The organism is bacterium (genome assembly GCA_004322275.1).
Classification (GTDB): Bacteria; Desulfobacterota; Deferrisomatia; order Deferrisomatales; family BM512; genus SCTA01.
The window spans coordinates 1-14577 of the sequence record SCTA01000012.1 but is presented as its reverse complement, the minus strand read 5'-3'; the positions used below and the strand labels follow the sequence as shown (position 1 = coordinate 14577).

Here is a 14577-nt window from a genome sequence, read left to right as displayed (position 1 = left end):
GCTCGCCGAGCGACGAACGAGCGAGCTTTGGGCACAAAGGGAGCGCGACTTTTCTTTCCCCCATTTCTTTTGGTCGCTCAAAAGAAATGGGGCCGGGCGCGGGCGGGCAGCCCGCAAAGTATCAAATATCCATTCATTGCAATAGTTGGGTATCGCTACGCTCCACCCAACCTACTTACTACACCAAACCTCGCTAATTAGAAATCAAGGGTGCCCTCGGGCAATACCCCTAATTTCCTTATCGCATTTTTAAGTAGATTTTCATAAGCATCGCAAACGTCATCAGCAGCAGCATTAATTTCTTTAACAACTTTGTCATATCTCTCGGGTTGTTCGTATTTCAATTCTTCGGGAACTCTATAAAAACAGACAGGGCCGGGAGCATTACCAAGGAAAGCACGGAAAGTGTTAGAATGGAAAGTGTTAGAATTTATTAATTGAATGAATTTATCCACAGATTTACTTAGAGCAATCCTTAAACCCTCTAGATCTGGATCAATAAACTCGAATGCTGCATTGTTACATAAATAGTCAAAATCTCTAAGTTGTCTTGTGTCTTCGTTCTTAAAATCAGCTTCAGCAGAGAATTCTTTTCTTAAGAAATATATACAATTTCTCCAAGGGAGAACTATAACCAATTTTTCAAATATCTTTTTGTCAATATCCACGGTTTCGCTAACACTAGCGATTCCAATATTCCTATTAACCTTATCGTACCATTTATCGCGATGCGATCTAAGTTCGGCTTCTGAATATTTAGTGCCTATCGGGTGTTGATGGTCATACGAACTCATGTCAGCATGGCAATCTAAACAAAGGGCGATAGCATTTTCAGCGGAGTTGTCACCGCCCTTGGATTCCAACTTTATATGGTGAACTGCAACCTTTATCCCGCAAAATTTATGACAAAGACAGCAGTGCCGCCCACAAGCAGCAAGAACTTCCTCTTTTACTTTTGGTGAGAATGACATAAAAATTCCTTCTTTTTCGGTGCGTTACGCTACCGCTAACGCACCCTACTTTTTCTCTAATTTCTCTTTTGCCACTTCCCTCGCCATCTTTACCACCGCCGCGACGACTTCGTTCTCGGGAACCTTTCCAACCACCTCCCCGCGCTTAAAAAGCAGCCCGTACCCTTTGCCGGAGGCTACGCCTACGTCCGCTTCCCTTGCTTCGCCGGGTCCGTTGACCTCGCAGCCCATTACGGCGACGGTGACGGGGGCGTCGAGGTCGGCGAGGGCCTTTTCGACTTCGAGGGCGAGGGTCTCGATGGGAAGGCGGGTTCTGGCGCAGGTGGGGCAGCTTATCACCTCGACCCCGCGCCTGCGGATGCCGAGAGCGCCGAGTATCCACCACGCGACTTCGACCTCGCGCACCGGGTCGCCGGTGAGGCTTACCCGCAGGGTGTCGCCGAGCCCTTCGTAAAGCAGTATCCCTATCCCCACGCCGGATTTGACGCCGCCGCGAAAGACTGTGCCCGCCTCGGTGATGCCGATGTGGAGGGGGTAGTCGCGCTCGGCGCTCATCAGCTTGTAGGCGGCTACCGTCTGCATCACCTGCGAGCCCTTGAGGCTGACCTTTATCCTGTCGTAGTCGAGGTCTTCGAGAATACGCACGTGGCCGAGGGCGGATTCGACGAGCGCCGCCGGGGTGGGGCCGCCGTGCTTTTCGAGCACTTCCTTCTCTACGCTGCCGGAATTGACCCCGATGCGGATGGGGATGCACCGTTCGGAGGCGGCCTTTACCACCTCTTCGACCTTCCACCGCGCCCCGATGTTGCCGGGGTTGAGGCGGAGGCCGTCCACGCCGCTTTCGAGCGCCATAAGCGCGAGCGTGTGGTGGAAGTGGATGTCGGCTATGAGGGGGAGGTTAACCTCCGCCTTGATTTCTTTAAGTGCTTTGGCCGCGTCCTCGTCGGGGACGGCGAGGCGCACTATCTCGCAGCCCGCCGCCTCCAGCCTCTGTATCTGCCGGATGGTGGCCTGTACGTCGCGGGTGTCGGTGTTGGTCATCGACTGGATGGAAACCGGGGCGTCGCCGCCGATCTTCACCTTGCCGACGCTTAGTTGCCGGGTTTTTCTGCGCTCCGGAGCGCCGGAGGTAATCACAGGAGATCCCCCTGCCGGGTGGGGCGTTCAAGCCCGAAGTGGAGGTAGGCGGCGTCGGTGGCTATCCTCCCCCGCGCGGTGCGGGCGAGATACCCCTGCTGGATGAGGTAGGGCTCGTAAACGTCCTCGATGGTGTCTTTCTGCTCGCCTATCGCCGCCGCTATCGTCTCCACGCCGACGGGCCCGCCGCCGAAGAGCTTTATTATGGTGGTGAGTATCCGGCAGTCCATCCTGTCGAACCCCTTTTCGTCCACGTCGAGCGAGCCGAGGGCCTTGTCCGCGACCTCGCGGTCTATCGAGCCGCCGTGGCGCACCTCGGCGAAGTCCCTAACCCGCCGAAGGAGGCGGTTGGCTATGCGCGGGGTGCCCCTGCTCCTGCGGGCTATCTCCCACGCGCCTTCCCCGGTCAGTTCGACCCCGATTATCCCGGCGGAGCGCACTATTATTATCTTGAGCTCCTCAGGGGAGTAGAACTCAAGCCTCCCCGTGACGCCGAAGCGGTCGCGAAGGGGCGCGGTGAGAAGGCCGGAGCGGGTGGTCGCGCCGACGAGGGTGAATTTGGGGAGGTCTATCTTTATCGAGCGGGCGCTGGGCCCCTGCCCTATCATGATGTCGAGCTGGAAATCCTCCATCGCGGGGTAGAGTATCTCCTCCACAACGGGGCTGAGGCGGTGTATCTCGTCTATGAAGAGCACGTCGCCCGCCGAAAGATTAGTCAGAATAGCGGCCAGGTCGCCGGGCTTTTCTATGACGGGGCCGGAGGTGGTTTCGATGCCGACGCCCATCTCGCTTGCGATGATGTTGGCAAGGGTGGTCTTGCCGAGGCCGGGGGGGCCGGAGAAGAGGACGTGGTCGAGCGGCTCTCCCCTTGTCCTGGCCGCCGCTATGAAGACGTGGAGGTTTTCCTTAAGCCTCTCCTGCCCGATGTACTCGGAAAGGCTGCAGGGACGGAGCGAGGAGACTCCCGAGTCCTCTTCAATCTTCACAGGCGTTATTATCCGTTCAGACATTTTCTACCTCAGCGCCGGGGCGCGAGAGCGCGAAGCGAAAGCCGAATGAGCTCTTCGACGGTTACTCCGGCGTCGGGCGAAAAGACACCCTCTACCGCCCGCTTCGCCACCGGGCGCGGATAGCCGAGCGCGATGAGGGCTTCCACCGCCTCGGAGACTGGACCGGCAGGCAGGGGGGTTTCGGCGTAGGCCGCTCCGGAATCGAAGGCCCCCACCTTCTCCCGCAGTTCTACGATCAGCCGCTGGGCGAGCTTCTTTCCCACTCCGGGGATGGTGCAGAGGGTCGTAACGTCGCCGCCACCCAGCGCGTCGCGCAGCCTCCCCGGTTCGAGGCCGGAAAGGACCTTGGCGGAGAGTTTCGGCCCAACGCCGCTCACGTCGCGCAGGAGGTTGAAGAGCCACTCCTCCCGCTCGGTGAAAAAGCCGTAGAGGGCGATCTCGTCCTCTTTTACTATGGTGACGATGCGAAGCGATACCGGCTCTCCCAGCGAGGGGAGGCGCGAGTAGGTCGAGAGGGGCAAAAAGACGCGGTAGCCGACGCCGTTTACGTCCAGCACCGCCTCGCCCACGGTGGAGCGAAGGAGATTCCCGGTGAGGGCGGCTATCATCTTCTGACCCCCGCCAGTATTGCGAGCGTCGTCGAGCGCGACCTGCCGTGGCAGATCGCAACCGCGAGGGCGTCGGCCGCATCCTCCGGCGGCTTTTCAGGGAGGCACAAAAGCCTTCTCACCATCTCCTGCACCTGCTCCTTTTCCGCCCTGCCGTAGCCCACCACCGAAGATTTCACCTGCAGGGGGGAATATTCCGTTATCGGAGTTCCGTTCTCTTCGAGGGAGAGGAGGGCCACGCCGCGGGCATGGCCGAGCTTAAGCGCCGAGAGTGCATTCTTCGCGGTAAAGATCGATTCGACCCCCGCCTCGTTCGGCTCGAACCTGCCGAGCACCTCCAGAAGCCCCCTGCGTATCTTTAAAAGCCTGGCCGGAAGAGGATCTTCGGATTTGGTCTTTATCTCTCCGTGGCCGACCCACGCCAGGCGGTTCCCCTCGAACTCCACAACGCCCCAGCCGGTGACGCGGGAGCCGGGATCGATGCCCAGGACGCGGATCATCACCCGGTTATGCTTTCCAGCTCCGAATCGTCTATGTCGAAGTTGGCGTAGACGTTCTGCACGTCGTCGTTGTCCTCCAGCATGTCCATCAGCTTCATCATGTTGATGGCGTCCTTGCCGGAGATGCTGACGGTGGTAGTCGGGATCATCGTAAGCTCGCCCGAATCGATCGGAATTTTCGCGGCCTCGATGGCCGAGCGCACCGCGTGGTAATCGGTGGGAGAGGTGGTCACCTCCCACTGGTCGCCAGCTTCCTGCACGTCCAGCGCTCCGGCTTCGAGGGCTACCTCCATGATCTTGTCTTCCTCGACCGACTTGGGCACGAGGATTAGTCCCTTGTTCTCGAAGAGGTAGCCGACCGAGCCGGAGGTGCCGAGATTGCCGTTGCACTTGGAGAAGGCGTGGCGCACGTCGGAGACGGTGCGGTTCTTGTTGTCGGTGAGGGATTCCACGAAGACCGCGACGCCGCCGGGGCCGTACCCCTCGTAGTAGATAGTCTCGTAGCTCGCCCCGCCGCTGTCGCCGGTGCCCTTGGCTATCGCCCGCTGGATGTTGTCCTTGGGCATGTTCTGCTCGCGGCCCTTGTCTATCGCGGTGCGAAGGCGCGGGTTGCCGTCCGGGTCGCCCCCGCCGATCTTCGCGGCAACGACTATCTCCTTCGCTATCTTTGCGAAAACCTTGCCTCTTTTGGCGTCTTCGCGCCCTTTTCTGTGCCTTATGTTAGCCCATTTACTGTGACCGGCCATCTTCAATCCTCACGCATGCGTTCAATATTTGCCGAAAACCGTTAATCGTTTAGCTTAACAGATTGGGCAGCCCGTAGAAAAGCCCCTCTTGTCCTTCGCATCTTTTCCTCCCGGGGTAACGCCGCAGCCGGGCCTTTAAAAACGCTCCTCCCTTGAAAAAAATTCCGAAAGGAGCGATTCTTCACCTGACTTTCAAACCTCCGGAGGAATGTTCCGATGAAGTTGAGGATTTTGTTTTCTTTCGCCCTGCTGGCGCTCTTTTGCTCCACCGCCGACGCGGCGAGAATGTTCGTAATCGAAAACGCCGAGATACCCCTCCGCGACGGCCCCGGCAAAGAGTTCCGCATAATCTCCGGCGTCCCCGCCGGGGCGGAGGTCGAGGTCGCGCAGGAAAAAAACGGCTGGTCGCGCCTCACGGCCCCCACCGAAGGGTGGCTCGCCTCCGACAGACTCACCGGGCAGCCCCCCTCCGCCGCGAAGCTCATCCAGGCGATAACCGAGGCGGAAATAGCCAAGGCCGAAAACCAGAGGCTGCTCGCAGAATCGGGAAGGGCGGGGCAGGAGCTCGGCGCCGCCGCGCAGGGGAAGGAAGACCTTCTGGGAAGAATCTCCGACCTCGAAAGGGAACTCGCCGAGTGGAAAAAACTTAACGCGAACGTGGTGAAACTGAAAGAGGAAAAGGAATCCGCCGAGGCGCGGGCCGCCGAAGCCGAAAGGCTCTCTTCCGAGCACCTAGCCCAGATGGAATCCATAAGAAACTACCGCAACGTCTTCGCCATCCTCGCGGGCGGCTTTGTCCTCGCAACGGGTTACATAATGGGGAGTTTCTTTTCTACCAGAAGAAGGCACAGCGCAGGGAAGATCAGGTTCTAGGGGTAGTTTTGAGGAATATCGTCATTCTCGCGCAGGCGGGAATCCAGGGAATAGTTGTGTAGGTCGCGCTTGAGGAACGAAAGCCGACAAAACCTATCGTGAAAACCTTTTTACAGCTTGCGAGGCATTGCCTCGCGCTCCTTGGTACTTCTTTTAGAAAGAAGTACCCAAGGGGTGTGGGGCAGAGCCCCACAGACGTAGACCGATGGGCTAAAGCCCATCCTACACAACTAAGCGCCGCTAGATTTAAGCATTTCTTCAAAAATATCCCACCTGTCTTTGTAACCGCCATCTTTTAATGGTCCTAAATTTATAGCTGGCATATTGCTGGGTTTTTCGTGCCAGTATGAGCCGCCGAAAAAATGATCTCTATTTTGCATTATTTCTTTGCCTGTTATTATATAGTAATCCTCCTGCTTTGAGATATCCCACAGCATAACGAACACGTAGATATGATCTTCCTTGATATCCTCCTGGCGTATTAAGAAACAATTCGGCTTGCGCAGGGTTTTAACTTGAACGCATAGAGGCCTTGAATCAGAATCGCCAAAGCTAACATACAAGTCTATTGACTTTGCATTTCCAAGAGTTATTGAAACTTGGTAGCCTAATTTGAACAACTTGCCTGCAACTAGGAATTCACCTGCCATTCCTGTTAATTGTCTTTCGGTGCTTTTATTGCTAGACATTATTTTTCCTCCTCCACCAACTGCCACTCCGCATACCCCTCTTTGCGCTCCGAAAGAACCCTCCCCTTCAACACAACGGACTTTTCCAAAGGATGAGTTTTTACCGTGGCGTAGGCGCGGACTATGGCGGCGATTGTGGCTTCCTGAAAGACCAGAGTTTCGCCGCTCGCAAGGGTGACGGTGGTGCGGATGTGCTTGTGCCCCTCGGGTATCTCGGTCCTTACCTCCAGAACTTCATTACAGGCGATAACTCTCTCCCCCATCAGAAGCGCTCGATCATCTTTTCGATGAGGTAGGTGGATTCGCGTATCGCCTGGTCGCTGAAGGGGCCGAACCATTCCGCCACGCGGCGGAACTCTCCCAGAAAGCCGTCCACGTCGGCGTTGTCGAGCAGGGTTTCGTTCTCGGAGAGGCTTTTGACGTAGTTTTTGAGCAGCTCGCGCCGCTGGGGGGTGGAAAAGATTATCTCGGCGTAGAGCGCCGGATCCTGCGCGAAGAGCCTGCCCACCATGTCCAGCTCCAGCCGGTAGATCGGGCTTGAAAACTCCAGCGTGCGCCGGAGGCTGACCTTCCTGTCGCAGAGGAACCGTCCGAAGGCGAAGGAGGCGAAGTGGCGCAGCGCCTGAACGACATCCATCATCTCGTCGTGCTCGGCAGGGTTGGAGCGCACGATTACCGCTCCCCACGCCGCGAGCTGGGCCACGACCCATTCGCACTTTTCGGGGTCTCGCCCCTCGGTGGCGACCACTATCTGCTTGTCGAGCGATTCGGTGGTGGGGCCGAACATCGGGTGGAGGCCGAGGACGGGGCCGGAGTGCGAGGAAAGCATCGCCTGAACCGGCTCTTTCTTTATCGAGGTGATGTCGGCGAGGATGCAGTCTTTTGAGAGGAAGGGGGAGAGGTTTTCGGCCACCTTCGCGGTAATGTTTATCGGCACCGAGAGTATGGCGAGGTCGAGGTCTTCGCAGAGTTTTCCTGCCTTGTCCCAGTCGTCACGCTCAAGCACCCTGACTTCGTACCCCGCGCCGGAAAACCACTTTACGAGCAGCCTTCCCATCGAGCCCGCACCGCCCACCACCAAAACCTTCGCGCCGGGGCGCAGCGCTTTGCCGGCCATCGTGCCCGTCTGTGTTATGCGCGAATTGCGAAGGATGGTGCGGAAGATCTCCTCGGCCATGTCGGGGCTGAGGCCAAGCTCCCCCGCCTTCCGGCGGCGGCTGGTGATAAGGTCTTCCTCGCGGGCGGGGTGGTAGACGGGGAGGTTTTGCGCCTTCTTCACCTCGGCGACCTCGGCCACCACAGCGGCCCTGTCGGCTAGGAGCCTGAGGATCATCCCGTCCAGTTCGTCGATCTTCTCCCGCGAATTTTTCAGAAGTTCTTCAACCTTCCCCATTTACCCTCCGAAAGTTTGGATTGGCCTCCCAAGTTACGAGGATACGGCCGCTTCTGTCAAGGCGGCCAGTGCGCTTCCAACCGCCTCCTTCTGCCAGTTTTTAAGCAGGGAGTTGAGAAGCGCACCCTCGGTTCCGGGCTCGGCCCTCGCTACCTTTTCAAGGGTGGCGGTGTTAACGAGAAGGCCGGGATCGATGAGGAGCTCCTCCGATCTCTTCGTCCTTACCGCCTTGAGCTTCGCCAGCCGCTCCTTTTCCTCTCCGGTCATCGGGGGGAACCGGGGAGCCTCCTCCCTCACCGGGCATTCGCCGGGGGGGAGGGCCAGCGCGGTCTCGATCGCTTCCATGAGTTCGCCCGAAAGCCTCCCCAGAATCCTCTCGGAAGCCCCCTTCGTCTCGAAAAGCTCTTTTTTGCTTTTCGGCGGCGTCACCGCCCAGGTCAGAAGGAGGTCGCCCGGCAGAACCTTGAAGGGCGGGCGGTCCCACTTTTGCGCCGTCCTGTCGCGAAGGTCGAGCAGCGCCTGAAGCACCGCGCACTGGCGGGGGGTGAACTTTCCCGCGCCCTTCGCTTCGAGGGCGGAAGGGGGCGAAAGGGGCGAGGGCTCGGCGTTTTCGAGGAGGGCGAATTCCTCTTTCGCCCACTCCAGCCTTCCGGCCTCGGTGAGCGCGCGCTCCAGCCTGTCTGCAAGCTCTTCGAGGTAGGCCACGTCGAGGGCGGCGTAGGCCAGCATCCCCTCGCTTATCGGCCTCGCGGACCAGTCCGCCTTCTGGAATTTCTTGTCCGCCAGAACCCCGAACTCCTCCATCAGGAGGGCGGCGAGGCCGATGGCTTTTCTTCCCAGAAACTGCGAGGCGATCATGGTGTCGAAGATGGAGCGGAAGGTAAAACCGTAATCCCTTTTGAGGAGCCGCACGTCATAATCGCAGCCGTGAAAAACCTTCCTCGTCGAGGGGTCGGCCAGTATGGCCCCGAGGGGGGTGATGTCCGCGCCCTTTGCGAGCGGGTCTATTACGTATATCTTCCCCTTTCGCGCCGCCTGGACGAGGCAGACCGAATCGCGGTAGCGGTGAAGACCGGCGGCCTCAAGGTCGAGGGCTACCGTGCCCCCTCCCGCAAGTTCGGCGAAAGCAAAGCTTATATCTCCCGGGGTCGATACGTAGCTGTATTGGGGCAAGGTCATCGGTTTCAATCTCCGGTTCGGGAGGTTTTTTTCTTTACCGGCGCGGGCTTACGGTGTCCGGCTATGGACCCGGCCATCGCCGCCGGGAGAGTTCAAACGAACGGCGGTTTAAAAAAAACCATGCGCCGGGAGATGAACTTTCTTGTAAAAAAACCTTTTCCTGCTTAAAAACGAAGGCTAAATGTAGGCCCTTAAGAGGAGAATTGCAATAATATGCCCTATAGACTCGGATTTCACCAATGGCGCCCCCACCCCTGGCACGGCCTTCCCGTGGGGCCGAACCCTCCCGAGGTGGTCACCGCCTATATCGAGATAACCCCCTTCGACCTCGTAAAGTACGAAGTGGACAAGACCTCCGGCTACCTGAAGGTCGACCGCCCGCAGAGAACCTCCTCCCAGCCCCCCGCCCTCTACGGCTTCGTACCGCGCACCTACTGCGGCAAGCGCGTGGGAGCGATGGCGGGCAAGGGGATAATGGGCGACGGCGACCCCCTCGACATCTGCGTCATAAGCGAGCGGCCGGTGAACAAAAGCGAAGTGATACTCTCCGCGCGCGTCGTCGGCGGCCTTCTGATGCTGGACAAGGGAGAGGCGGACGACAAGATAATCGCGGTGCTTGAAAACGACAACATCTGGGGGAAGGCGCGCGATATTTCCGATCTGCCCCCGGTGCTGGTGGAGAGGCTGAACCATTACTTCACCACCTACAAACTCGCTCCGGGCGAGGAGTCGCCGGTGCACATCGAAAAAGCGTACGGCCACGAAAGGGCTTTTGAGGTAATCGCGGCTTCGATAGAGGATTACAAAAAAGAATATGCCGGTTGAAATCACGGTAGGCCGCAGGGCGGTTTCGGCAAAAGATAACGGCTTGTCCTCTGACGCGGACACGGGTTATATTGGGCGTTCGCGTCAATTCATTTCTTTTGGTTTTGGGAGGAACGGGTTGTGAGACGACACAGCTTTATTGCCGGGCTTGCGGCCTTGGCCCTTATCGCCGGAGTGGCCACCCTCTCTTTCGCTGAGAACGGCGGGCTGCCCGGCTTCTCCGGCAGCGATTCCTGCAAGGATTGCCACGAGAAGACCTACGAGCAGTGGAGGCTGACCTCGCACGCCCGGATGCTCGTAGACGCCAAGAAAGACCCCACCGCCATCAAGGCCACCAGCTTTAACGACTCGATCCCCTTCGCCCCCGAGGATATCGCCTACACCGTCGGCAACCACTGGGTGCAGAAGTACCTCACCCGCATCGACGGCGTGCTCTACGTGCTGCCCAAGTACTGGAACATTCCGAAAAACGCTTGGGAGCCCTACTCGATTTTCAACTGGCGGCAGAACCCCTACAACATCTTCTGTGACGGCTGCCACACCGTAGGCTTCGACGGAAAGACAGAGACCTTCTTCGAGCCCGGCATAGGCTGCGAATCCTGCCACGGGCCGGGCAAGGCGCACGTCGAAAGCGAGGGTGACGTCGCGAAGATAGTCAACCCCCTCAAGCTTCCCAAAGAACGCGCCCTGATGATCTGCATGCAGTGCCACACCGACGGCACCGACACCACCTACAACAAATACCCCTTCGCCGTTAATTTCGTTCCCGGCGAAGACATAGCCAAATACACCAGCGACTTTTTCATGCCCAAGCCCAAGTCCAAGAAGTGGTACTGGGGCACCATGGATTTCATGGAGAGAAAGCGCATGTACTACTTCTTCGCCTCCAAGTTCTACTCCAACAACCGCGCCTGCGAGGTCTGCGGTTTCGACAGGGGCAAGACGGAGACTGCCGAGCGCTACATGTCGAGGGCCGAGTACTGCGGCACCTGCCACACCGCGCTAAACGCCGATTACAAGAGCCACTCGGGCCACGCCCCCGAACAGGCGCAGTGCACCGACTGCCACTCCCCCTCGATAGTCGAGGAGTGGGGTTCCTATTCGATACACGACCACAAGTTCGATTTCTCGCAGAACAAGATGGATTGCTCGGAGTGCCACGACAAGGCCGACCCCGAAGACAGGGCGGTAGCCTCCATAGCCGCCGACGGGGCCACCACCTGGAAGCCACAGCCCCCGGAGCACGAGTATCACTTCTACCCGGTAAATCCCCCCAAAGAGATGACCGCGAAGGAAGCATGCCTCTCCTGCCACAAGGAAAAGGACGCGGGCTGGGTTGACGGGCTGGTGCCTTCCACCATAGGCAAGATGCCCGCCAAGTAAGTGGAAAGCATATTTTGAAATCGAAGGCCGCACCCGCGTGGGAGCGGCCCCTTTTTCATGTTTGGCGACTGGTTAATTCGTTACTTCGTTTTGGCTGCTGCTGCCTCCAGAACCATTTTGGAAGCCTTGGCAAGGCTCGTGGCCAGAGCCACGGTGATTTTCTTATCTTCCGGAGCCATTTTTTCAAACAATTTCTCCAGATCCTTGACCTCTGGGCCGTGGGGGTCATGTTTTTCAACCAGAACCAGGAACACATCTGTTGGGAAAACCAACGCCCATTTATTGATTGCCGTGTATTGACTGAACTTGCTCATGATGTTCCCCTTATGAAAAAGGTTGCGTGGCACGTTAATACCTAGCATTATTTTTGTGGCTGTCAAGACCGGGGTGAGTGCGGCTCGCCTTCGTCCGGGGGCGAAAGAAAATCTTTGCGGAGCGGCGTTTCGGGGGTTAAATCAATAGGCGGCTTCGCCCTCCCGGTTTTGGTCCCGCCAAAAGAATTTTGGTGAGTCAAATCTTTGGAATGATTAAAAAAGTTATATTGTTTCGAGGCTTTATTTGTAGTAAACCTCTAACGCTCTAAAGAACCTGAACGGTATCTAAAATGAATAATCTGGCGCGGTTTTTCGTTCCCGGCAAGGAATCCCGGAGCGAGAGGGTGAGGCGGTAGCAGCGCTACGACGAAACCCTTGAGCGAAGACATGACGAAGCCGGGGGCGAAAAGGATGCGCCAGCCACCAAGGAGATCAAGATGTCCAAGACTTACAAGATAGCGGTAATCCCCGGCGACGGCACCGGCCCCGAGGTAGTGGCCGAAGGGCTTCGCGTCCTCGACGCGGCTGCGGGCAAGTTCGGCTTCAAGACCGAGAAGGTCACCTACGATTTCGGCGGCGACCGCTACCTTCGCACCGGCGAAGTCCTCCCCCCCAGCGCCGTCGGCGATCTCAGACAGCACGATTCGATACTCCTCGGAGCCATCGGCCACCCCGACGTGAAGCCCGGCATCCTCGAACAGGGGATACTGCTCAAGCTCCGCTTCGAGCTCGACCAATACATCAACCTTCGCCCCGTAAAGCTCTTCCCCGGCGTCTACACCCCGCTCAAGGACAAAGGACCCGCCGAGATAGATTTCGTCGTCGTCCGCGAAAACACCGAAGGGCTTTACGCCGGAGCGGGAGGCACGCTACGCAAGGGGACGATGCACGAGGTAGCCGTCCAGGAATCGATAAACACCCGCATGGGCGTCGAGCGCTGCCTGCGCTACGCCTTCGAGTACACCCGCAAGCGGGGTCAGGAAAAGAAGCTCACCCTCTGTGGCAAGACCAACGTCCTCACCTACGCCTTCGACCTCTGGGAGCGCGTCTTCAACGAAGTCGGCGAGAAGGAATACAAAGACATCAAGCGCGACTACGCTCACGTAGACGCCACCTGCATGTGGATGGTCAAGAACCCCGAGTGGTTCGACGTAATCGTCACCGACAACATGTTCGGCGACATCATCACCGACCTCGGCGCGATGATCCAGGGCGGCATGGGGATAGCGGCGGGCGGCAACATCAACCCCGAGGGCGTCTCCATGTTCGAGCCCATCGGCGGCAGCGCCCCCAAGTACACCGGTCAGGGGATAATCAACCCCCTCGCGGCGATCTGCGCCGCCGGGATGATGCTCGACCACCTCGGCGAGACGAAGGCCGCAAGCGCCATCGAAGAGGCGGTCATGTATGTCACGGGGAACAAGTTGAAGTCTCTGGCGGCAGGGAAGATGGGATACTCCACCTCTCAGGTGGGCGATCTGGTCATCGAGAAACTGCTGGCGTAGTTCTTAATAGTTCCCTGAAATGTGAACGCCCCGCCGGGTAAACCGGCGGGGCTTTTACTTGTTTATGATTAAGCCCGGAAATAGTTTTATGTTATCCCTGTTGTTTAATTCTTGTTAGTCTGCGATTGCTTGCGTTCCTCTAAATATTTATTTGCGTAGTTGCTTATTTCAACTCTGGGATTGTTGGCAAGGATCTTAAGAATATTATCAGAAATAGCAGGGTTATGGACAAGCCCAATCGGAGTGTAATTAACATCTATTTTTGAATCATTTAAAAGAAACAAAGCAATTTTGTCGGTAATATTTCTGTTTCGGCATATTTCCATGGAAATGCTGCTGTCGCTAAGTTCGGCCAATTGTTCCAAAATGTCAACGGGGGTATTGTTGTTGGCAGCGATCATTGTAAGAGAAGCTTTTTTGTTGTATAGCTCCCTGATATCGCTTTCAGTAAGGTTTTCATTTCCAGGAACTGACCACCTTACTGTACCATCCGGGTCATTCAGTAATGTCAACAGAATTTCACGAGGTGTGTTTCTGCCCACAGCTACACTTGTACGGACGCCGTCATCCTCATCTTTTGATAGCTTTTCAAGAACATCTGTTGTTACCGAAGGATTTGTGGCGACTAATGACCTGACTTCTCGTGAGGGAGCAGCGCTTAACAGCTTTAAAACATCTTTGTCGCAAGGTTGGCAATTCAATAAGCAGATTTTTTGTTCAGGGGAGATGTCGGCCCTTTTCTCAAGATAGCTGGAGGCTCCTGGTACGGGATTCCTAGGGCCGAACATCGGGTCAAATGGTGTGTCGAACATGGATCCGATGATGATTCTTATAAAAATATACAATGGATATAATGCAAAAAGTAAAAATACGATAATAAGTGTTTTTAGCAATCTTTTCATCGCGGCATTATTCCAATCAATCCGAAGGTTGGGCGGGCTCGGCCCGCCTGTTTACAGCTTGCTGGGCTTCGCCCCGCACCCTTGGTACTTCTTTTAGAAAGAAGTACCCAAGAAATCGGCCCGGAAGGTTCCGCTCGCTCTACGAGCGACCAGTCGCTACGGCGGGGGCGTGAGGGGGCACTCGTTCGCTGCGCTCACTAAGACCCCCCCGCCGCCCTTTCCGCCTCCGCTCCCTGCGTCACCTACGGGCCACGGGGAGGGCGAAAGGATGGCTCGTCCAAAAACGAAATAATGAAATATTTTTGGACTCGAAGGTAGAATGTCTACACCTATCTCTTAATAGCTGTAAAACAAATTACCTTCGAGCAAATGAGCAACAATTACCTTGCTCATTTGCGAGCCATCCTTTCGTCTCCCAAGGAGCCCGTACGCGGCGCAACGAGTGGAGGCGTCGGGCCGGCGCGGGGTCTTAACGGAGCGAAGCGTAGTGGGTGCCCCGTACGGCCCAGCCGGAACGAAGTGGTCGCGCTTTTTAAAGCGCG

General features: G+C 57.1%; 16 protein-coding genes. 4 read left to right on the top strand and 12 right to left on the bottom strand.

The genetic code is table 11. The annotated features are described in order from the left end of the window. Window positions 1-197: 197 nt before the first annotated feature. From EPN96_03480 to EPN96_03455, 6 genes are read right to left on the bottom strand one after another with little or no spacing between them, the layout of a single operon-like run. On the bottom strand, window positions 198-971 hold the full coding sequence (locus EPN96_03480; protein ID TAL17953.1) for a hypothetical protein: 774 nt from the start codon (window positions 969-971) through the stop codon (window positions 198-200). Between the two features lie 45 nt (window positions 972-1016). After that, entirely contained in the window at window positions 1017-2105 is a 1089-nt protein-coding gene (locus tag EPN96_03475) for a flavodoxin-dependent (E)-4-hydroxy-3-methylbut-2-enyl-diphosphate synthase (protein TAL17955.1), read from the bottom strand. Beyond that, the gene (gene ruvB / locus EPN96_03470) at window positions 2105-3118 is read right to left on the bottom strand and encodes a Holliday junction branch migration DNA helicase RuvB (GenBank protein ID TAL17952.1); all 1014 of its coding nucleotides are present in this window, start codon (window positions 3116-3118) and stop codon (window positions 2105-2107) included. Before ruvB ends, EPN96_03475 begins: the two co-directional genes overlap by 1 nt. Before the next feature lie 8 nt (window positions 3119-3126). Then, entirely contained in the window at window positions 3127-3726 is a 600-nt protein-coding gene (ruvA, locus tag EPN96_03465) for a Holliday junction branch migration protein RuvA (GenBank protein TAL17951.1), read from the bottom strand. Continuing rightward, window positions 3723-4223: a crossover junction endodeoxyribonuclease RuvC gene (gene ruvC / locus EPN96_03460; GenBank protein ID TAL17954.1), complete on the bottom strand. Its 501-nt coding sequence runs from the start codon at window positions 4221-4223 to the stop codon at window positions 3723-3725. The genes ruvA and ruvC overlap by 4 nt, the downstream gene beginning before the upstream one ends. A gap of 2 nt (window positions 4224-4225) precedes the next feature. Beyond that, entirely contained in the window at window positions 4226-4972 is a 747-nt protein-coding gene (locus EPN96_03455) for a YebC/PmpR family DNA-binding transcriptional regulator (GenBank protein TAL17950.1), read from the bottom strand. A 216-nt stretch (window positions 4973-5188) separates the two neighbouring features. Between EPN96_03455 and EPN96_03450 the strand changes: the two genes are divergently transcribed. Next, window positions 5189-5845, top strand: coding sequence for a TIGR04211 family SH3 domain-containing protein (locus tag EPN96_03450; GenBank protein ID TAL17949.1), 657 nt, complete (start codon window positions 5189-5191; stop codon window positions 5843-5845). A gap of 230 nt (window positions 5846-6075) precedes the next feature. Here EPN96_03450 and EPN96_03445 read toward each other — a convergent pair whose 3' ends face one another. From EPN96_03445 to EPN96_03430, 4 genes are read right to left on the bottom strand one after another with little or no spacing between them, the layout of a single operon-like run. Then, window positions 6076-6561 (bottom strand): hypothetical protein, encoded by a 486-nt coding sequence (locus EPN96_03445; GenBank protein TAL17948.1) that lies wholly within the window; start codon window positions 6559-6561, stop codon window positions 6076-6078. Then, on the bottom strand, window positions 6534-6797 hold the full coding sequence (locus EPN96_03440) for a hypothetical protein (GenBank protein ID TAL17947.1): 264 nt from the start codon (window positions 6795-6797) through the stop codon (window positions 6534-6536). The genes EPN96_03445 and EPN96_03440 overlap by 28 nt, the downstream gene beginning before the upstream one ends. Beyond that, window positions 6797-7927, bottom strand: coding sequence for a bifunctional chorismate mutase/prephenate dehydrogenase (tyrA, locus tag EPN96_03435; GenBank protein TAL17946.1), 1131 nt, complete (start codon window positions 7925-7927; stop codon window positions 6797-6799). The genes EPN96_03440 and tyrA overlap by 1 nt, the downstream gene beginning before the upstream one ends. Window positions 7928-7960: 33 nt before the next feature. Beyond that, window positions 7961-9106, bottom strand: a complete 1146-nt coding sequence (locus EPN96_03430) for a ribonuclease D (protein TAL17945.1) — start codon at window positions 9104-9106, stop codon at window positions 7961-7963. 213 nt (window positions 9107-9319) lie between these two features. On the opposite strand from EPN96_03430, the gene EPN96_03425 reads away from it, so the two are divergent. Further along, entirely contained in the window at window positions 9320-9931 is a 612-nt protein-coding gene (locus EPN96_03425) for an inorganic pyrophosphatase (GenBank protein ID TAL17944.1), read from the top strand. Window positions 9932-10018: 87 nt separating this feature from the next. Then, on the top strand, window positions 10019-11314 hold the full coding sequence (locus EPN96_03420; GenBank protein TAL17943.1) for a hypothetical protein: 1296 nt from the start codon (window positions 10019-10021) through the stop codon (window positions 11312-11314). Between the two features lie 80 nt (window positions 11315-11394). Here EPN96_03420 and EPN96_03415 read toward each other — a convergent pair whose 3' ends face one another. Continuing rightward, entirely contained in the window at window positions 11395-11628 is a 234-nt protein-coding gene (locus EPN96_03415; GenBank protein TAL17942.1) for a hypothetical protein, read from the bottom strand. Window positions 11629-12065: 437 nt separating this feature from the next. On the opposite strand from EPN96_03415, the gene EPN96_03410 reads away from it, so the two are divergent. After that, complete coding sequence (locus EPN96_03410; protein TAL17941.1) at window positions 12066-13133, top strand: 3-isopropylmalate dehydrogenase; 1068 nt, start codon at window positions 12066-12068, stop codon at window positions 13131-13133. A 104-nt stretch (window positions 13134-13237) separates the two neighbouring features. Here EPN96_03410 and EPN96_03405 read toward each other — a convergent pair whose 3' ends face one another. Continuing rightward, window positions 13238-14035, bottom strand: a complete 798-nt coding sequence (locus tag EPN96_03405) for a HEAT repeat domain-containing protein (protein TAL17940.1) — start codon at window positions 14033-14035, stop codon at window positions 13238-13240. Between the last annotated feature and the right edge of the window lie 542 nt (window positions 14036-14577).